This is a genomic window from Pseudomonas sp. Pseu.R1, assembly GCF_045764065.1.
GTDB lineage: Bacteria > Pseudomonadota > Gammaproteobacteria > Pseudomonadales > Pseudomonadaceae > Aquipseudomonas.
The window spans coordinates 1611938-1631916 of sequence record NZ_JBJGEE020000001.1 but is presented as its reverse complement, the minus strand read 5'-3'; the positions used below and the strand labels follow the sequence as shown (position 1 = coordinate 1631916).

The following is a 19979-nucleotide window of genomic DNA, read 5'->3' as shown; positions in this document are numbered from 1 at the left end:
CTAAAAGTTATAAATGCGATCGGTTGAGTAGCACGCGCACCTCTGTAGCAGCATGGCTTGCCGGTGATTGCAGTGTCGGCTTATGCGTATCAGGTGCTCCGCATTCGCCAGCAAGCCGGCTCCCACGGGTTCAACGTCGTACACACGATGTGGGATTCGGCACGGTCCTTGTGGGAGCCGCCTTGGTGGCGAATGCGGTGGGTCAGCAGCCATGGACCCCTACGTCCTGCGGGCAGAAGCAGGATTAGCGGGGTTTGCGTGATGGGCTAGTACCCCGTCATCTCCAGATACCCCACACCTTGCTGGCTCCCGCTGATCTGCACCGGCCCCTCCCAATACGGAATCTGCAAATCCATCCACGCCAGCGGATTGAGCGCTTCAACCGAGACGTTCACGCCCTTGCCGGGGATTTTCACTGTCCAGCGGGTAGGCATGTCACGGCCGTCGACCTCGGTGGTGTCTTCTGGCGTCAGCTCGATGTCGCGGGCGGCAAGCAACTCAGTGCTGCCATCGGCGTTAATCCACGTGCCCGTCAGATAAGGCTCGCCATCCTTCTGTCGCATGCGATAGAGCATCACGTCCGCTCCGTCTTTGAGGTGCAGCGAGAACCAGTCCCAGCCGGTCTGGTTTTCCGTCAGCGGCTGGCTGCTCCATTCCCGGTCCAGCCACGCAGGGCCTGAAACCTGGTACGCCTTGCCATCGATCTCGATACTGCCGTCAGCCTGAAAGAACGGCTGGCTGTAGTAATACGACGCCTGGCCTTGCTCGGATTTCTGGCTGAATCCCTGTTTGCCTTGCAGCACCAACGGCTTGCTCGATGTCAGGTGCAGGCTGTAGTTGAACTGAGGGCCACGGGCGTGCAATTGCATGTCGGTCAGCGGGTTTTCGACGCTGGCATGGCTGCCTAACACCCAGTCATCGATCCACGCCGTGAACGGGGCGAGGGTGACACCGGCCTGACCCACGCCGCCTCGGGCGTAACGTTCGGCAGCGTAATGTTCGTCGGCGGAGGTCACCGCCGCATGGCCCATCCACAGGTTGCGGTTGCTCCAGCCGTGGTTGTCTTCGGGGGCGGACGCAGAGCGAGGCAGGGCATTGCGAAACAGCGTCCACTGCACGCCGAACGACTGGCCGTCGGCGTCCTTGAGGTTGGCGGTGACGTACCACCACTCAATGCGGAAATCGTTGTGCGCGCCATGATCCCTTGGAAACATCAGCGGGGTGCCTGGCGTGACCTGCGCGTAGCTTGCAGCATCGTCGGCCAGGCCTGCGAAGCCTTTCTCCTCTTCAGGCTTGTCGCAAGCGCTCAGCAACAGCGTCATCAAAACCAGAACCAGCGCCTTAGCGTTCATTGGCAAAGGTCCTCAATAAATCGGCAGGGCGGGTGCGATACAGCCGATACAACGGCCAGGCCGACGCCAACAACGTGGCCAGCATTGCCAGCAACATCAAACGCAACAACTGCAGCGGGAACACCTGTGTGGGCAGCCGCCAACCAAACGCCTGCACGTTGATCACCGCATCCAGACACCACGCCAGCAGCAAGCCCAGAGGGATTGCCAGCACCAGCGTCAGCACCGCCAACAGCCAGGTTTGCGCCAGGTTCAGCAGCATCAACTGCCTGCGCGTGACCCCCAACGCCCACAGCGGCGCCAGTTGCCCCAGACGGCTCTGACTTTGCGTCAACAGGCTGATGAACAGCGCCACGCCCGCCACCATCAACGTCAGGCTGTTGAGCGCGGCGGTCGCGGCAAAGGTGCGTTCGAACACTTGTCGCGACCAGGCCTTGAGCTGGATCTGGTCGACGATGCGGTTGTCGTCGATGGTGAATTTGTTGTGCAACACCCGCAGCAATTGCGGGATGGCGCGGGTGTCGATGCGCAGGTTGAAGCGGTTCGGCGCCAGATCCGGCCAGTGCTCCAGCAGGTGATTGGCGTTGACCAGCATGTGGCCCTTGGGATTGCCGTAATCGGCGTAGATGCCCACTACACGCAAACGCCAGTCGCCATCCGGGGCGGGTAACGTCACTTCATCGCCGACGCTGACATCGAGGCGTCGTGCCAACTGCTCGCTGAGCATCAGCGTGTCGTCCTTGGCCAATTGGCCCCAAGCGTCGTCTCCTGACGATTCGAGCAGTGGCCAGTGCTGGCGATAATGCGGATGATCGATCACCCCATACAGTTCGGCGGGCCAGCCGTGCAGTTGCAGCGAGACTTGCCAGTTGGGCAGCACGGCAGACGTCAGCGGCTGTTCACTCAGCCATTTTTGCAAGGGCGCGGCCTGCGCGGCGTTCTGCGGGTTGATGTACAGCTCGGCACTCAGGCGTTGTTCCAGCCAATGCGTGAAGGTCTGACGGAAACCCGAGGTCATGCTGCCCGCGCCGATGTTCGCCGCCATCGCCAGTAACAGGGCCATCAGCGCCAGACTCAGCGCCGGTAACTGCTGACGACAGTCCGCAAGAAACCACTGGCCCAGCACCGAGCGGCTGTGGCCCAGCAAGGCATTGAGCAAGGCATTGAGCAGCACCGGCAGGCCCAGTGCAGCGCTGAGCAACAGGCTGGCCATCAGCACGAAGCCCATCGTCAGGCTGTTGCCGAACAGTGCGGCGAGCAGGGCGACGGCGGCAGAAACCCCGGCGATCCAGCCCTGGCGCTTCAGCCAGCGTGCGTGAGTGTCGTGCCAGGCTTGTTCGTTGGCCAGTGCCAGCAACGGCAGGCGCGCGGCGCGCAACAGACTGCTGGCCCCGGCGAGAAAGGCGCCGAGCAAGGCGACGCCAAGACCGCTCAGCCACCAGCCGATGCTCAGGTTCAGATGTCCGGCCACTTCCGCGCCATACAGGCCACGCAAGCTGGCGGCCACATCCGGCAACAAGATGCTCGCCAGCCAGTAACCGCTGACGACCCCGGCGATTCCGCCGAGCAAGGCCAGCACGCCCAGTTCGACGATCAGGCTCGTGATCAGCCCACGCGCACTGACGCCACAGGCCCGTAGGTTGCGCAGCAATCCACGTCGCTGCTCCAGCGCCAGCCCAATCGCAGCGTGAACGATGAACAGGCCCACCACGAACGACAGGAAGCCCAACGCATCGAGGTTCAGGTGAAAGCTTTCGGTCAGGCGCCCCAGGTCGTTGTCTTCGCCGCTCTTGCGAATCACCAGTTCGCCTTTCATGTCGTCGGGCAGGGGCGGCGGGTCTTCGGCGAAATCCTTGGGCAGGATCATGCGCGAGATCTGGTCGGGCTGATTGAGAATTCGCTGGGCAAAGCCGATGTCCACCAGCAGCAGACCGGGGGCCATGTCAGCCTGTGCGCGCAAGGGTGGCAGGGCCTGGCCAGCATCGGTTTGCGGCTGCTCGCCTTCATGCAGGCCGAGAGCTTGCATCGTCTGCGGCGAGATCCAGGTGCTGCCTGGCGGGGTGAAAAATTGCACGAGCTGTTCGGTGTTCAGTGTCTGCCCGGCCAACGCGGTGTTGGCGGGCAGGGTCACCGGCTCGATACCGAGCATGATCAGACGCTGATCGGGACGGTCCGCCAACGTCACCCGGCCGCGCAGCGCAGGCGAGACGGGCCAGCCCGCACGGCGCAGGCTGACGAACAGTTCTTGCGAATAATTGGCACCGTTCGGCGCCACCAGCACTTTCTGTGGCTCACCGCCGATCAACTGGCTGGCCTTGGCGTAGCTTTCCCGCGCCTGACTGTTCAGGGCCTGCACGCCCGTCAGCAGGCTGGTGGCCAGCCACAGGCCGGTCAGCACGCTGAAAAATTGCACCGGGTGGCGCCGCCAGTGGCTGAGCAGGGCTTTGAGTGTCCAGAAAAAGACCGGCATCAGCGTTCGCCTTCAGTCGCCAGACGGCCCAGGTGCAACACCGCCTGGCGGTCCAGACGCGCCGCGATCCGGGGGCTGTGAGTGACCATCAGCAGGCTGGTGGGGCTGTCTGCCAACAGGTCGAGCAAGAGTTGCAGCACTTCATCGCTGGTGTTTTCGTCGAGGTTGCCGGTGGGCTCGTCTGCCAGCAAAAGACCGGGACGAGAGGCGAGCGCGCGTCCGATAGCGACCCGTTGTTGCTGGCCGCCGGAGAGTTGTTCGGGGTAGCGCTTGAGTAAGGCGCCCAGGCCCAGGCGATGGACCAGTTCGGCCTGCCACTCAGGGTCGAAGCGCCCGGCGAGGCGCGCTTGAAAGGCGAGGTTATCCTCGACCTTGAGGCTGCCGATCAGGTTGAACTGCTGAAACACCAGACCGATTGCCGTACGCCGCCAGTTGGCCAGTTGTGCCTCGGTCATGGTGTCCAGACGCTGCCCGGCGATCTCGATGGTGCCTGCGTCCACTTGATCCAGCCCGGCCACCAGATGCAGCAGCGTGCTCTTGCCGCTCCCGGATTCGCCCATCAGCGCCAGGCTTTCGCCTTGGCCCAATTGCACATCCACCCCCTGTAATACCGCCAGCGGGCCTTGGGCCGTCGCATAGCTCTTGAACACGCCTTGGACTTGCAGCATCGACATGCACCTGAAAGGAGGATGGGGGGGAGGATACCGGGTTGTCCGGGAGAGTTGTACGGTCTGCATCCTCCGCGACATCTTGGCCATGCGCATCTCTGCTTCTGCCAAGCGATCTGCCGCGTAGCGGCAGTAAACCCTACCAATGCGGTGTGCCTGAAACGACGCGGGCGTTTGGTTTTACTGCCGCTACGCGGCAGATCGCTTGCAAGCAAGGCTCCTACGGGCTGCGCCCAGAATCAAAAGCCGCCCCCGGTTTGCGTCAGGCCAGTGATCAGGATCAAAATCCCTCCCCGGATTCAGTCGGGCTCAGTGCCAGCATCAAGCACTCACTTCCCACGAATCAACTGCCGCAGCACAAACCGGTTCGGGTGACAGGCCTCGGCCACGCTTCTGGGCAGCGGCAGCGGTTCGTTATCCAGCCACGCTGCGATCAATTCGCCCGACAACGGCGCGGTGATTAGCCCGCGTGAGCCGTGACCGCTGTTGACGTACAGACCGTCCAGCCACGGGCAGGGGAGGTCGGGCACTTGCCGGGCGTCTTTGCTCAGGATCGCGTAAGTCTCCGAAAACGCCTCACGATCCGCCAACGGCCCAACGATAGGCAGGTAGTCCGGGCTGGTGCAGCGAAAGGCGGCGCGGCCTTCGAGCTGTTCGACAGGCACCTGATCGGCTTGCAAACGCTCGGTCAGGTCCTGGGAGATTTCCCGCAGTAAGTCCAGGTTGCCCAAGTGCTCGGCAGTGGTGGGCGTCAGGTCGTCGCTGTTGAATTCGAAACTGGCACCCAAGGTGTGTTCGCCCAGACGACCCGGCGCAACGTAGCCCTCTGCACAGACCACGGTGCTCAACGATTGACTGGCCTGAGTTTCAGCCAGCCGGGTGATCTGCCCGCGAATGCGCTTGAGCGGCAATTCGGCGCTGGCCGGAAAGCGCTTGACCTCTGCCGCCCCGGCCAGAATCACGACAGGCGCTGAGTCGATCAATTGCTCGCCATCCCATGCTTGCCATACATCGCCTTCGCGCCGCAGTTCGACCACATCGGTGTGCGGCATCAGGCGAATGTTCGATGCACTCGCTTGATGTCGGCACAACGCAGGCGGGTGCACCCAGCCGCCTTCGGGGTAAAAAAGCCCGCCGCTGTTCAGCGTGACACCTGCTCTGCGCTCAGCTTCAGACCGATCCAGCACATGCAGCAACGCCGGGGAAAACGCCCCCGCCAGTTGCGCCTGCCGCTCGCGCTCCTTGTCATCGAAGGCCAGTTGCAGCACGCCGCAATCGCCCCAATCGACACCTCGTTCCAGCCGCTCCAGCAGCCGACGGGTGTGGCCGAAACCGCTGAGGATCAACTGCGACAGCGCGGTGCCGTGGGCCGACAGTTTGAGGTACAGCACGCCCTGCGGATTGCCCGACGCCTCCTGCGCCACAGCGTCATGACGCTCCAGCAAGCTGACCTGCCAACCACGAGCGGCGAGACTCGCGGCTGTCGCACAACCCGCCAGCCCTGCGCCGATGACCAGCGCCTTGCGCGTCGTATTCGCCAGGCGAGGTCGCGCAAACCACGGCTTCATTGGGGCCGGGGCAGGCGTCTCTTCAGGCCAGCCAATGAACGCCCCTCTCAACACCTCCCACTTGTGGCCGATCCCCGGCACGCGCTTCATCTTGAACCCCGCCGCATTCAGCGCGCGACGCACCCAGCCGGTGCTGGTGAACGTGCCGATGGTCGAACCGGGCGCGGCCAGGCGAGCCAGTTCAGCGAACAGTTCCGGGGTCCACATTTCCGGGTTTTTCGAAGGGGCGAAACCGTCGAGAAACCACGCATCGATCTGCCCGTCCAGTTGCGGCAGCATCTCCAGCGCATCGCCGATCATCAGCGTCAGCGTGACCCGGCCGCCATCGAACATCAGCCGCTGAAAGCCTTCGTGAATCGCCACGTATTGCGTGAGCAGTTGATCGGCCAATGCCTTCAGCTCCGGCCACAGGCTCAAGGCCCGTTCAAGATCGGCGTAGCTCAGAGGAAACTTCTCGACGCTGACGAATTGCAGCCGCGCGCCGGGTGTCGCGCAGGCTTCGAACAACTGCCAGGCGCAGAGAAAATTCAGCCCGGTGCCAAAGCCGGTTTCGCCGATGATCAAACGCCCGTCCGCAGGCAGCGCCGTAAAGCGTGCCTCAAGGTCGTTCTGGGTCAGGAACACATGGCGCGTCTCGGCCAGCCCCGATTCGTTGGAAAAGTAGACGTCGGCAAAGGCCCGGGAAATCGGGTTGCCGTTTTCGTCCCAGTCGAGCTGGGCGTGCTGGATGGTGGTCATGATCGAACGATGCAAGGCGCTGTGGCAGGTGCGAGGCCGCCATCTTAACGCAGCGCCCGTGCCGAGTTGCAGCGCATCGATTGATCCATGCCAGGGATTCGTTGTCATAGCCCACATTGCCCTCATCGATCCGCTAGTCTTGAGCGATAAGTCCCAGGGAGTTGTACATGTTCGAATCCGCTGAAATCGGCCACGCCATCGACGACAAAACCTACGACGCTGCGGTCCCCGCACTGCGCGAAGCCTTGCTCGAAGCCCAATACGAGCTGCACCAGCAAGGCAAACGCCAGATCATCGTACTGATCAATGGTATCGAAGGCGCGGGCAAGGGCGAGACGGTCAAACTGCTCAACGACTGGATGGACCCGCGCTTTATCGAGGTGCGCACTTTCGATCAGCAAACCGATGAAGAACTGGCCCATCCGCCTGTCTGGCGCTACTGGCGACAACTCCCGCCCAAGGGCAGGATCGGCGTGTTTTTTGGCAACTGGTACAGCCAGATGATTCAGGGGCGGGTGCACAAGCAGTTCAAGGACCCGGTGCTGGACCAGGCCATCAACGCTGCCGAGCGATTGGAAAAGATGCTGGTCGACGAGGGCGCGGTGATCTTCAAATTCTGGTTTCACCTGTCCAAAAAACAGATGAAGCTGCGCCTCAAGACCCTCAAGGACGACCCGCTGCACAGTTGGCGCATCAGCCCGCTGGACTGGCAGCAATCGCGGACTTACGACAAGTTCGTGCGCTTTGGTGAGCGCGTACTGCGCCGCACCAGCCGCGACTATGCGCCGTGGCATGTGATCGAAGGCGTGGACCCCAACTACCGCAGCCTCACGGTTGGCCGTCTGCTGCTGGAGGGTTTGCAGAATGCCCTCACGACCCCGGAAGGCAATGGCAACCTGGTCAACATCGGGCCGTTACCGAGCAACACCGATGAACTGAGCCTGCTCGATAATCTGGACATGACCCTGTCGCTGGAAAAGGACGATTACGAAGAACAGTTGATTGCCCAGCAGGCGAGGTTGTCCGGGCTGATGCGCGACAAGCGCATGCGTCGTCATGCGTTGGTGGCGGTGTTCGAAGGCAATGACGCGGCGGGCAAGGGTGGGGCGATCAAGCGCGTGGCGGGGGCGCTCGATCCTCGGCAGTACCACATCGTGCCGATTGCGGCGCCCAGTCAGGATGAACTGGCGCAACCGTACTTGTGGCGCTTCTGGCGGCAGATCCCGGCGCGGGGCAAATTCACCGTGTTCGATCGTTCGTGGTATGGCCGGGTATTGGTGGAGCGGGTCGAGGGTTTTTGTTCCGAGGCGGACTGGCTGCGGGCCTATGGCGAGATCAACGACTTTGAAGAGCAGCTCACCGACGCGGGCGTGGTGGTGGTGAAGTTCTGGCTGGCCATTGATGACAAGACTCAACTGGAACGCTTCAAGGCCCGGGAAAAGATCCCTTTCAAGCGCTACAAGATCACCGATGATGACTGGCGCAATCGCAGCAAATGGCCGCAATACCGCGAGGCGGTGGGCGACATGGTCGATCGCACCAGCACCGAAATCGCCCCATGGACGCTGGTGGAAGCCAACGACAAGCGCTGGGCGCGGGTGAAGGTGCTGCGCACGATCAACGATGCGTTGCAGGCAGCGTTTGAGAAGGGGGACAAGAAGAAGTAGCGACTGAGCACTTTCTCTCCAGGAGGCGAGTGTGTTGCCTGACCCACCGCCTTCGCCACCAAAGCGGCCCCCACAGATTGATCGTCTAACACAAGATTTGGATTCGGCACGATCTTTGTGGGAGCCGCCTTGGTGGCGAAAGCGGCGTGCCATACAACATTCATGTGGCTGACCCCCACGCAGTCGTCAGCAAAACCGGCTCCCACAGGGGGCTATCATCAATCCGGGATTTTATCTTTCCCGCAGTGCCTCGGTCCGCGCCTTGAGTACCGGCTTGAGCAGGTAGTCCATCACGCTTTTCTCACCCGTAATAATGTCCACCGTCGCCACCATCCCCGGAATGATCAACAACGGTTTCTCATCGCTGCCCAGGTGGTTTTTGTCGGTGCGCACCTGAATCAAATAGAAGGTGTTGCCCTTGTCATCGGTGGTGGTGTCCGCGCCGATCAGTTCCAGTTTCGCGGGCAGCCCGCCGTAGATGGTGTAGTCGTAGGCACTGAACTTGACCATGGCTTTCTGGCCTGGGTGCAAAAATGCCACGTCCTGCGGGCGAACTTTGGCCTCGATCAGCAAGTTGTCGTCCAGCGGCACGATTTCCACCATGTCGCTGCCGGGCTGAACCACGCCGCCGATGGTGTTGACCTTGAGCGTTTTGACGATGCCCTTGACCGGCGAAGTGACGGTGGTGCGTGTTACGCGGTCGTCGATGGCGATGCTGGTGGCGCTGGCCTTGGCCAGATCGGCGCGTTTGTCGTTGAGGTCCTTCGCGGCATCCGAGCGGAAGCTGTCGAGGGATTCCTGGATCTTGCTCTTGATCTCGCTGATCGCCGCTTCGGCACGCGGAATGGCCAACGCCGTCGCGTCCATCTGGCCCCGTGCTTCAGACGCTTTACCCTTTAGGCGAATGATCTCCACCGGGGACACTGCACCACTGTTCACCAGCGGCGCCGACATGCTCAGCTCCTGCTGAATGAAGCCCAGTTGATTGCGGTACTGATCCTGCTTGGAGCGGAACTCGGCGACTTCCTGGGTCTTCTGTCGCAGCTGTTCCTGCAAAGTGCGCTGTTCGCTGGCCAAACGACGCTGACGGGAGTCGTACAGCGCCTGTTCATCGGCGGCCACTTGCGGCGCCTTGCTCAGCATTTCGGCAGAGGGTTTGAAGGGACGGCCTTCGGACTCCGCCGACAGCCGATCCACTTGGGCCATCAAGGTGTATTTGTCGACTTCGCTTTCGCCCTTGTTCGACAGAAAGCGGGTGTCGTCGAGGCGCAGCAGGGTGTCGCCCTTGTTCACGATCTGGCCTTCACGCACGAAAATCTCGGTGACGATGCCGCCCTCAAGGTTTTGGATCACCTGCACCTTGCTCGACGGAATGGCCTTGCCTTCGCCCATGGTCACTTCCTGCAATACGGCGAATTTGGCCCAGACCAGTGCGCTGATGATCAGCGCAGCGGCGATCCACACGGTGATGCGCGAACCTCGGGATGAGTCTTGTGCGGCGACGCCTGCGACTTCAGGCATGAACTCGGTATCGACCTGACGGCCAGGGTGAAAATAGCGCTGAGCGGAAGTCATGGGAAACGCTCCTTAAACCGTGGCCGGGCCGACGCGACCCTTGCGCAGTGCTTCGACGACCAGCTCTTTGGGACCGTCGGCGACGACCTTGCCGTTGTCCAGCACGATCAAACGGTCCACCAGGCTGAGCATCGACATGCGATGGGTAACCAGCAGCAGCGTCTTGCCTTGCATGCGGTCAAACAGCTTCATGCGCAAGGCGTCTTCGCTGCTGTTGTCCATGTGGCTGGTGGGCTCGTCCAGCAGCATGATCGGTGGGTCCAGCAGCAGCGCGCGGGCCAGTAATACGGCCTGACGCTGACCGCCGGAAAGCAATTGACCGCGTTCGCCCACGGGGCGATCAAAGCCCAGCGGATGGTTGCGAGCGAGGTCGGTGACCCCCGTCAGTTCCGCGACTTCGAGCATGCGTGAATCGGTGACGTAACGGGCGCCGAGGGTCAGGTTGTCGCGCAGGCTGCCCGCCAGCAATGGCAAGTCATGAGCGACATAGCCCACTTGCTGGCGCAGGTCGGCCACGTCGACCTGACGCAGATCCAGACCGTCCAGCAGCAACTGACCTTCGTCCGGCGCATAGAAGCCCATCATCAAACGCGCCAAGGTGCTTTTGCCCGAACCGCTGCGACCGATGATGCCGATGCGCTCACCCGGTTTGACGCTGATGCTGACTTCATTCAACGCTGCCAAGGTGCCAGGCCCCGCATAAGCGAAGCTGGCTTTGACCACCTCGATGGCGCCCTTCAACTGGGTCTGCTGCAACGGGTGCTTGGCCGGGTCGCGCTCTTGCGGCAGGGCCATCAGCGCATCGGTGCTTTTCATCGTCAGTTGCGCTTGCTGATAGCGGGTGATCAGACCGGCGATCTGCCCCAGCGGCGCGAGCACGCGGCTGCCGAGCATGTAGCAGGCCACCAGCGCGCCCACGCTCAGGTTCCCGGCGATGATGATGTAGACCCCGGCAACGATGGTCGCCATGCCCGAGAACTGTTGAATGAACAGCGTGCCGTTGCTGGCCAGCGCTGAGAGGTCGCGGGCGTGGCTGTCCAGGCGGGTGAGAGCGCCGTGGGTCGATTCCCACTTGTGCTGACGTTCGCTCTCGGCACCGCAGGCTTTCAGGGTTTCCAGCCCGCCGAGGGTTTCCACCAGCAGCGCCTGACGCTCGGCGCCTAGTGCCAGGCTGCGCTCGACGGTGTCGCGCAGGCGCATCTGGATGATCCAGGCGAACAGAATGGTGATCGGAAACGCCACCAGCGGAATCACCACCAGCCAGCCGCCGAGCAGGCCGATCACCGCCAGCATCAGCACGGCGAAAGGCAGGTCGATGATGCTGGTCAGGGTCACCGCGGTGAGAAATTCCCGCAAGCCCTGAAAGTCGTGAATGCTCTGGGCAAAGCCGCCGATGGTCGCCGGGCGTGCCTTCATCGCCATGCCGGTGATGCGCTCGAACAGGGTTGCGGACAGGATCACATCGGTCTTTTTCCCGGCCTGATCCAGCAGGTGGGCGCGCACCAGACGCAGGGTCAGCTCGAAACCGGTGCCGATCAGCAGTCCGATGGCCAATACCCACAACGTCGAGGTCGCCTGATTGGGCACCACGCGGTCGTAGGTTTGCATCACGAACAGCGGCACCATCAGGCCCAGCAGGTTGATCAGCAAGCTGGCGAGAATCGCGTCGCTGTACAGCCAGCGCGACAACTTGAGGGTGTCGCGAAACCAGGCATTGACCCGTGGCACCAGCGGCGCACGCAGGTTTTCCAGCTCATGGCGGGGGCGGGCGAACAAGGCTTGGCCGGTGTAGAGCGCGTCCAGTTCGTCACGACCGACGCGTTGCTCGCCGCCATCGGCTTCGCTGGGCAGGATCAGCGCCCGGCCGTCGGCTTCCCAGCGCAGCAACACGGCGCAGCGACCGCCCTTGAGCAGCAACAGCACCGGCAGGTTCAGGCCGTCGATGGCATTGAGAGGGCGGCGCAGGATTCTGGCCTGCAAACCGGCGCGGGCCGCAGCCCGTGGCAACAGATCGACGCTCAGTGAGTGTTGCGCCAGTGGCAAGCCAGCGCTGAGGCTGGTGCGGCTGGCGCTGCAATCGTGGAGACGGCAGAGGATGAGCAGGCCATCCAGCAGCGGGTCGTCGAAGTTCGAACGTGGGTCAAATGGCGGTAATTCCATGCTGGTCACAGACTTCTCCCAGCGCTCGCGCGCTTGCTACTTCACTTCTTCGCTGCGGTGCCTGACCCGATTTCAGTGGCGCCGCGTACTCCCCGCGGGTGCTGGCTACTTCAACTCCGGCAGACGCGCTTCGCTTTTGACTTCAGTCAAGGCCACAGCGGCGCTCGGCATCACGACATGCGCCTTGCTCAGCAACTCGCCTTCGGTGGCCAGTACGCGGTACATCGAGAACTCCTCGGTGTAGCGCAGTTCGGTGTAGCGGCGGGCGGCGTTGTACAGCTCGTTTTCGCTGTCCAGCAGGTCGAGCAGGGTGCGCTGGCCGAGGCCGAACTGGTCCTGATACGCGGCGCGAACCTTGGTGGTGGTCTCCGCGTATTCACGGGCGATTGGCGTCTGGGTACGGGCGTTGTTCATCGCGTTCCAGGCCAGCGACAGGTTCTCGTTGAGCATGCGCAGCGCGTTGTTGCGGATGTCCATGGCCTGGCCGGTCTTGTACGCATCGGAGTTCAGACGGGCCTTGTCGCGGTTGCCGTTGAACAGGTTGTAATTCATCACCACAGCGGCACGCCATTCGTTGTCGTGGCCTTCTTCACCGGCGATGTTGTTGTTCGCACCGACCGCCAGCTCACCGTCGAAACGAGGGTAGAACGGCGCCTTGGCGGTTTCGTATTGCTTCTCGGCGGCGTTGACGTCGGCCTGGGCCGATTTGAGGTAGGGGTTGTTCACCAGCATGCTTTGCCGGGCGTCGCTCAGGCTGGCGGGGACTTCACCCTTGATCGAGGCAGGTGCTTCCAACTCGTCAGGCATCTTGCCCACGGCGCTGAAAAAGTTGGCTTCGGCGTCAGCCAGATCGACCTGGGCGGTGTAGAAGTTGTTTTCGGCCAGCGCGCGACGGGCCTTGGACTGATCGCTGTCAGCGTTACTGCCGATGCCGCGATTGGCGCGCAGGCCGATCTGGTCGTTGATCCGCAGGTGGGCTTGCAGGTTGTTCTTGGCCAGATCCAGCAGTTCGCGGCGCTTGAGCACTTCCAGGTACACCTCGATGGCCCGCAGGGCGAGGCTTTCCGAGGTGCCGCGCAGGTAGTACGCCCGGGAGTTGACCACCGCCTGAGTGCGGCCGACCTCGTTCTGGGTGTTGAAGCCGTCGAACAGCATCTGCCGCAGGCGCAGTTCGGACTGGGTGTAGTTCAGGGTTTCTTCGTTGTGATTGCCGAAGGCCCGTGTGGTGGGGCTGTCAGTGTGCTCGCGCCCGTAGGCGGCGACCAGGTCAACGGTCGGAAGATAGCCTCCCTTGGCGACTTTAACGTCCTCGTCTGCCGACAATCGGTTGTTCACGTTGGCGTGAATTTCCGGGTGATTGTCGATGGTGTTCTGAATCGCCTGATTCAGTGACATGGCTTGAGCCTGGGCGCAGGCAACCGCCAACACAACTGCACTGTAGAGCGGGGTCAAATCGCGCATGGAACTTCTCCCTGGATGTTTATTGTGACCTGCGCCAAAAAACCGGCGAAACGAGCTATGAAGACCGTATCAGGTTTGTAACATCAGAGCTAAGAACAACTTTTGGAAAACCTCAGACGTTTTTTTCATAACGCTTATTCCAAAAAAAACTTATGCCATTTCCGCAAATCAAGCGAATGTTGATTTCAGGAATTGCCTGTATTCAAGGTATTACAGGTGCCTTATGGTTGTTATGGGGGTTTCAACGGAAATTTGACGGCGTTCGATCAAGTGGTTTTTCGAGCAAAAAACTTGAAAAAATTCAGCGACATAAAATTGTCGTTTGATGCCAGCTCCAAACCATTTCTGTGCGCCGATTGAACAGTTTTTGTTGGATTCTTAACATTTTCTGATCCGGTATTTGCAGCAAGGGAGTGGACATGGCCAGATTGATCGGTACGGTTAAGCAGGTGGTGGGCGACGTCTTCGCGGTGGCGAGCAACGGCACCCGACGACTGGTCATCGAAGGGAGCAAGGTGTACGCCGGGGAGCAACTGGAAACGGGACCGACCGGCGCCGTCGCGGTGCATCTGGCCCAGGGGGGAGAACTGACCCTGGGACGCGACAGCAGCATGCCGCTGACGCCGCAGATCCTCGCCAACCACGCCACCCATGTGGACACGCCGGATGCCGTGGCGCCGAGTCAGCAGCAACTGGCTGACGTGCAACAGGTTCAGAAAGCAATTGCCGCAGGCGCCGACCCCAGTCAGATCACCGACGCCCCGGCCGCAGGCAACGCCAATCCAGGCGGCTCGCCCACCGCGCTGGGCGGCGGTCACACCTTCGTGTTACTGACCGAAACCGGCGGTTCGGTGACCCCGGTGATCGGCTTTCCCACGGGGCCCATCAGCCCGACGTTCATCATCCCCGAGCCGGAAATCGGCCTGTTCGTGAATGGCTCACCTGACGCAGCATTGCCGCCCGTCGTGGTGCCGCCTGATGAACCTCCTGTTGTGACGCCTCCGGATGAACCACCACCTCCACCCGTCAATAACGGCGTGACGCTGACCACCACCGGTGTGACCGTCAACGAAGCCAATCTGCCCGATGGCAGTAGCCCCAACCCTGAAGCGCTGACCCAGAGTGGCGTGATCAAGGTCAGTGCGCCGGATGGCCTGCAGACCCTCACCGTCGGTGGCATCGACGTCGTGACCAATGGCACGGCGGCGACCTTCCCGCAGTCGATCACTTTGCCATCGGGCAACACGCTGACGATTGTTGGCTACAACCCGAGCACTGGAGAGGTGTCGTACACCTACACCTTGAGTAATCCCGAGACCCACAATCAGGGCGACGGCACCTCCCTCGACGAGCAGATCGCCGTACATGCGGTGGACAGCGACGGTGACGTGGCCAATGGTTCTGTGAACGTACACGTCCTCGACGACGTGCCCCACGCCAACCCCGACATCGGCTACGTCAAGGAAGGCGGCGAGACCAGCGGCAACATCTTGGCCAACGATACGGCGGGCGCTGATGGTCCGGGCGCAGGCGGTCTGATTGTCGGCGTGCGTGCGGGCAGTGACACATCTACGCCCGTGACCACAGGCGTCGGCACTGTGATTCAGGGCCTCTACGGCACTCTGATTGTCGACGCCAGCGGCAATGCTTCATATGTTGCCAACCCGAATTCGGGTGGCACTGGCGATGCGCAGGACGTGTTCACCTACACCATCCGCGATGCCGATGGCGACACCAGCACCACCACGATCACGGTCAATGTGTTCCACAACGACGGCGTGACGATCGGCGGCAGCGATTGCACGGTCAGCGAGTCGCACCTGCCTTACGGCAGTGACCCCGATGCAGCGGCGTTGACTCAGACCAGTACGGTCAAAATCACTGCGCCGGACGGTCTGCAAACCCTGACCATCGGCGGCATCAACGTGATCGAGAACGGCGTGGCCATCACCAGCCCGCAATCGACCACGCTGCCGTCGGGCAGCACCTTCACGGTCATCAGCTACAACCCGACCACGGGCGAAGTGACCTACAGCTACACCCTCAATGGCGCCGAAACCCACAACCAGGGCGACGGCACCGTGAACGACGAGCAGATCGCTGTCCACGCTGTGGATAACGACGGCGACACCGCAGATGGCAACATCAACGTGCATGTCACCGACGACGTGCCCCACGCCAACCCCGACATCGGCTACGTCAAAGAAGGCGGCGAGACCAGCGGCAACATCCTGGCCAACGATACAGCGGGCGCTGATGGTCCGGGCGCAGGCGGTCTGATTGTCGGCGTGCGTGCGGGCAGTGACACATCTACGCCCGTGACCACAGGCGTGGGCACTGTGATTCAGGGCCTGTACGGCAACCTGATCGTCGACGCAGACGGCAACGCCTCCTACCATGCCAACCCCAACTCAGGTGGCACCGGCGATGCGCAGGACGTGTTCACCTACACCATTCGCGATGCCGATGGCGATACCAGCACTACCACCGTGACGGTCAACGTCTATCACAACGATGGCGTGACCATTGGTGGCGGTGACTGCACGGTGGACGAGGGCAATCTGCCGGGTGGATCGCATCCGAACCACGATGCCCTGACCCAGACCGGCACCCTCACCATCGGTGCGCCGGACGGCCTGCAGACGCTGACCGTCGGCGGCATCAACGTGATCGAAAATGGCGTGGCGATCACCGGCCCGCAATCGACCACGCTGCCATCGGGCAGCACCCTGACCATCCTCAATTACAACCCCGCCACGGGCGAGGTGACCTACACCTACACGCTCAACAACGCGGAAAATCACAATCAGGGCGATGGCACCTCGCTCAACGACCCGATCCCCGTGCATGCGGTGGACAACGATGGCGACGTGGCCGACGGCACGGTAGTGGTCAAGATCCTCGATGACACGCCACAGGCCCATTGCGACATCGGCAACGTGGCGGCGGGTGGTGAAGTCAGTGGCAACCTTTTACTCAACGACTCGGCCGGCGCGGACGGCGCAGGCCCCAATGGTCTGATCGTCGGCGTGCGAGCCGGTGGCGACACCTCGACGCCGGTCACTAGCGGCTTGAATACGGTGATCACCGGTTTGTACGGCACGCTGATCGTCGACAGTCAGGGCAATGCGACCTACCACAGCAACCCCGAGCTGGTCGGCCCCAACGGTGAGCAGGACGTGTTCACCTACACCATCCGCGATGCCGACGGCGACACCAGCACCACCACGGTGACGGTCAATGTTGCGCCGCCTTGCCCGCCCGTTGCCTGCGATGACCACGACGTCACGGTCAAGGAAAGCGCCCTCGATACTCACCAGGACGGCAAGGACCTGGCGCCCGGCAACGTCACCGGAAGCCATCCGTCTTCGACCCATGAAACCGGCAGCGGCACGGTGGCCGACTCGGCCCATGGCGGCTATGGCGCGCTGACGTTCAGCGTCAACGGCGCCGTCAATGGCACCGCGCAGGGCCAATATGGCCTGCTGCACATGAACGCTGACGGCAGTTACACCTACACACTGACCTCGGCGCCGAAAACCACGCCAGCGGCCAACGACGGACCGAACATCACCCACGACACCTTCACCTACACAGTGACCGATTCCTTGGGGCATTCCTCCACGGCGCAGGTGGTGGTCAACATCGTCGACGATCAGCCGAAAGCCGCCTGTATCGACAAGACCGTGACCAGCGAGGGCGTGAACACCAATTTGATGCTGATCGTCGACAACTCGGCCAGCATGAACCAGCCGTCGGGCGTCAACGGGCTATCCCGGTTGGGGTTGGAAAAACAGGCGATCCTCGAACTGCTGAACAAGTACGAAGCCTTGGGTGATGTGCGTGTGCAACTGGTGACGTTCAACAGCCAGGCGCACATCGGCAGCAACGAATGGGTCGATGTTGCCACCGCCAAGGCCATGGTCAATGCGCTGCAAGCGGGCAACGGCACCAACTACGACGCGGCGCTGGCGGCGGCTCAACAGGCGTTCGTCGAGAAGGGCGCCATTGCAGGTGCGCAAAACCTTGCGTATTTCTTCTCGGACGGCAATCCGACCGTCTCGCCACAGCATTCCGACCCTGATCATGTGCCGAATCCGGCCCGTGGCGACGGCATCGATGCCGCTGAAGAGCACGCCTGGACCACCTTCCTCGACACGCATCACATCAATGCGATTGCCATTGGTGTGGGCACCGAGGTCAGTAGCACCTACCTGAACCCGGTGGCGTACAACGGCGCCACGGGCAGCAACACCAATGCCATGATCGTGACCGACCTGGGCCAGTTGAACGTGGTACTGAGCGGCACCGTGCAGGGCGGAATTCATGGCAGCCTGCTGGAAGGCGGGACCTTTGGCGCGGATCAGGGCTTCATCAAATCGATCAGCGTCGATGGCACCACGTACACCTACGATCCGAAGGCCAATCAGCATCAGGGCGGCATCGTCAGCAGTGGCGGCGACAACCACGGCAGTTTCAACAGCCAGACCCACACGCTGACCGTGATCGGTGAGCACGGCACCCTGGTGCTCAACATGAACACCGGCGACTACAGCTACACGCCTGCGGTCGGGGTGAGTCATGAGGTCACCGAAAACATCCACTATGTCCTCAGCGACAACGACGGCGACCTGGCGTCGGCCAACCTGAGCGTGCACATCGTGCCGCCTCCGGTCTACGAGGCGCCGATTGCCGTGGCCGACAACGTGATCACCAACCTGAGCGGGTCGAGCATCGTCATACCGGGCGTGGCCCTGGCGGCCAACGACATCGCTGGAAACGGCGGCGCGCTGACGGCTTCACCCACCACTTTCACCACTGGCTGGACCGCCAAGGGCGCTGACTTCACGGCGGGCTCGGCCAAAACCCTCCAGTTCGCCGGAACGCAGGACAAAGCCGTCAATCAACTGAAAAACCTGGACCGCAGCGACTTCTTCAACAACACCGCCACCACGGCGATGCTAGTGATCAGTGGCTATCTCGGTGCGGTCAACGGCTCACCGACCAATGCACAGGACCTTTACAGCGTGCATTTGAAGGCCGGTGAAACCGTCACCGTTGATCACAACCTGACCAACGACGTGCTGGGCATGGCGTGGAAGTTCGAAGACGGCGCCTATCACGGCATTGCCGACGGCGGCACGTTCACCGCGACCGAAGACGGCGTGTACCGGCTGATCGTGGTCAACCAGGCTGATCCCGGCGTCAAAGAGCACTACAACCTGAACCTCACCATCGACTACGCAGCGGTCAACACCACGCCGGATGTCCACAGCACTTACACCGTCACCGACCCTCATGGCGGCAGTAGCACGGCGGCAGTGAACATCGCCCATCAGGACGGTCACACCGTGCTGGGCACGACAGGAAATGACGTACTGGTGGGGGCGGCGGACAGCCATCTGCACGGCGGCGATGGCAACGACGTGCTGGTGGCGGGGCCTGGCACCAACGAACTGTTCGGTGACAACGGCGACGACATGCTGTTCAGCGGTCCGGGCAATGACTTGCTCGACGGTGGCGCGGGCAACAACACCGCGAACTACTCGCTGGCGACGGCGGGAGTGACCGTGAGCACGGCGGAGCTGGGGCCTCAACATACCGGTGGTGCGGGCATCGATACGCTGGTCAATATCCAGAACCTGATCGGCTCGAACTATAACGACCACCTGACCGGTGATCAGGGCAACAATGTGCTCAATGGTGGTTTGGGCAATGACGTGCTCAATGGCGGGGCCGGTGACGACATCCTGATCGGCGGACCGGGCAACAACATACTGACCGGCGGCGAGGGGCACGACACCTTCCTTTATCAGGCGGGCAACACGGGTCACGACACCATCACTGACTTCAGCTTTGGCATCGACAAGCTCGACCTGTCGCAACTGCTACAGGGCGAGCATGGTGACGCCAATTCACTGGAAAACTTCCTGCACTTCAGCGTCAGTGGCAGTGGTTCGTCGTTGGTGTCGACCATCGACGTGAGCAGTGTGGCGGGGGGCGCGACCACGCAAACCATCGATCTGGCGGGTGTGAACCTGGCTCAGCAATACGGCGTCGCGACGGGGGCGGGCGGCATGGTTGCGAGCGGGCATGACACCGCGACGATCATCAACGGCATGCTGGCTGATCACTCGCTGAAAACGGATACGGTGTAACCGAAAGGCTTGCGGTGTGCCTTGAACACCGCACCATTTGTAGCTGTGGCGCGGTTGTGCAGCAAACACGGCCCCCTGTGGGAGCGAATGCATTCGCGAGAGGGCGGTACATCCGACACATCTCTGCCGGATAAACGATTGCATCGCGAATACATTCGCTTC

Annotated in this window: 9 protein-coding genes; 2 read left to right on the top strand and 7 right to left on the bottom strand. The window is 61.9% G+C overall.

Annotation, left to right across the window (positions count from 1 at the left end):
• Positions 1 to 266: 266 nt before the first annotated feature.
• The 4 genes from ACI5GA_RS07660 to mnmC form a co-directional block, all read right to left on the bottom strand.
• Positions 267 to 1352 (bottom strand): lipocalin-like domain-containing protein, encoded by a 1086-nt coding sequence (locus tag ACI5GA_RS07660; RefSeq protein ID WP_404631466.1) that lies wholly within the window; start codon positions 1350 to 1352, stop codon positions 267 to 269.
• Complete coding sequence (locus ACI5GA_RS07655; RefSeq protein ID WP_404631464.1) at positions 1342 to 3822, bottom strand: ABC transporter permease; 2481 nt, start codon at positions 3820 to 3822, stop codon at positions 1342 to 1344. The genes ACI5GA_RS07660 and ACI5GA_RS07655 overlap by 11 nt, the downstream gene beginning before the upstream one ends.
• Complete coding sequence (locus tag ACI5GA_RS07650; protein ID WP_404631462.1) at positions 3822 to 4490, bottom strand: ABC transporter ATP-binding protein; 669 nt, start codon at positions 4488 to 4490, stop codon at positions 3822 to 3824. The genes ACI5GA_RS07655 and ACI5GA_RS07650 overlap by 1 nt, the downstream gene beginning before the upstream one ends.
• Before the next feature lie 329 nt (positions 4491 to 4819).
• Complete coding sequence (mnmC, locus tag ACI5GA_RS07645; RefSeq protein WP_421425451.1) at positions 4820 to 6796, bottom strand: bifunctional tRNA (5-methylaminomethyl-2-thiouridine)(34)-methyltransferase MnmD/FAD-dependent 5-carboxymethylaminomethyl-2-thiouridine(34) oxidoreductase MnmC; 1977 nt, start codon at positions 6794 to 6796, stop codon at positions 4820 to 4822.
• A 167-nt stretch (positions 6797 to 6963) separates the two neighbouring features.
• On the opposite strand from mnmC, the gene pap reads away from it, so the two are divergent.
• A complete protein-coding gene (pap, locus tag ACI5GA_RS07640; RefSeq protein ID WP_404631458.1) occupies positions 6964 to 8463 on the top strand; it encodes a polyphosphate:AMP phosphotransferase in 1500 nt (499 codons plus the stop codon).
• A 231-nt stretch (positions 8464 to 8694) separates the two neighbouring features.
• Here pap and ACI5GA_RS07635 read toward each other — a convergent pair whose 3' ends face one another.
• From ACI5GA_RS07635 to ACI5GA_RS07625, 3 genes are all read right to left on the bottom strand, one after another.
• Positions 8695 to 10038, bottom strand: coding sequence for an HlyD family type I secretion periplasmic adaptor subunit (locus ACI5GA_RS07635; RefSeq protein ID WP_421422426.1), 1344 nt, complete (start codon positions 10036 to 10038; stop codon positions 8695 to 8697).
• A gap of 12 nt (positions 10039 to 10050) precedes the next feature.
• The gene (locus ACI5GA_RS07630; RefSeq protein ID WP_404631739.1) at positions 10051 to 12198 is read right to left on the bottom strand and encodes a type I secretion system permease/ATPase; all 2148 of its coding nucleotides are present in this window, start codon (positions 12196 to 12198) and stop codon (positions 10051 to 10053) included.
• A gap of 105 nt (positions 12199 to 12303) precedes the next feature.
• Positions 12304 to 13659, bottom strand: coding sequence for a TolC family outer membrane protein (locus tag ACI5GA_RS07625; protein ID WP_404631454.1), 1356 nt, complete (start codon positions 13657 to 13659; stop codon positions 12304 to 12306).
• 419 nt (positions 13660 to 14078) lie between these two features.
• Here ACI5GA_RS07625 and ACI5GA_RS07620 point away from each other — a divergent pair, with 419 nt between their 5' ends.
• Positions 14079 to 19817 (top strand): retention module-containing protein, encoded by a 5739-nt coding sequence (locus tag ACI5GA_RS07620; protein ID WP_421422425.1) that lies wholly within the window; start codon positions 14079 to 14081, stop codon positions 19815 to 19817.
• Positions 19818 to 19979: the final 162 nt, after the last annotated feature.

Bases quoted from the DNA above. Each gene is read 5' to 3' on its own strand.
- mnmC (WP_421425451.1), bottom strand. From the start codon at position 6,796: ATGACCACCATCCAGCACGCCCAGCTCGACTGGGACGAAAACGGCAAC.
- ACI5GA_RS07635 (WP_421422426.1), bottom strand. From the start codon at position 10,038: ATGACTTCCGCTCAGCGCTATTTTCACCCTGGCCGTCAGGTCGATACC.
- ACI5GA_RS07655 (WP_404631464.1), bottom strand. From the start codon at position 3,822: ATGCCGGTCTTTTTCTGGACACTCAAAGCCCTGCTCAGCCACTGGCGG.
- ACI5GA_RS07630 (WP_404631739.1), bottom strand. From the start codon at position 12,198: ATGGAATTACCGCCATTTGACCCACGTTCGAACTTCGACGACCCGCTG.
- pap (WP_404631458.1), top strand. From the start codon at position 6,964: ATGTTCGAATCCGCTGAAATCGGCCACGCCATCGACGACAAAACCTAC.
- ACI5GA_RS07660 (WP_404631466.1), bottom strand. From the start codon at position 1,352: ATGAACGCTAAGGCGCTGGTTCTGGTTTTGATGACGCTGTTGCTGAGC.
- ACI5GA_RS07620 (WP_421422425.1), top strand. From the start codon at position 14,079: ATGGCCAGATTGATCGGTACGGTTAAGCAGGTGGTGGGCGACGTCTTC.
- ACI5GA_RS07625 (WP_404631454.1), bottom strand. From the start codon at position 13,659: ATGCGCGATTTGACCCCGCTCTACAGTGCAGTTGTGTTGGCGGTTGCC.
- ACI5GA_RS07650 (WP_404631462.1), bottom strand. From the start codon at position 4,490: ATGCTGCAAGTCCAAGGCGTGTTCAAGAGCTATGCGACGGCCCAAGGC.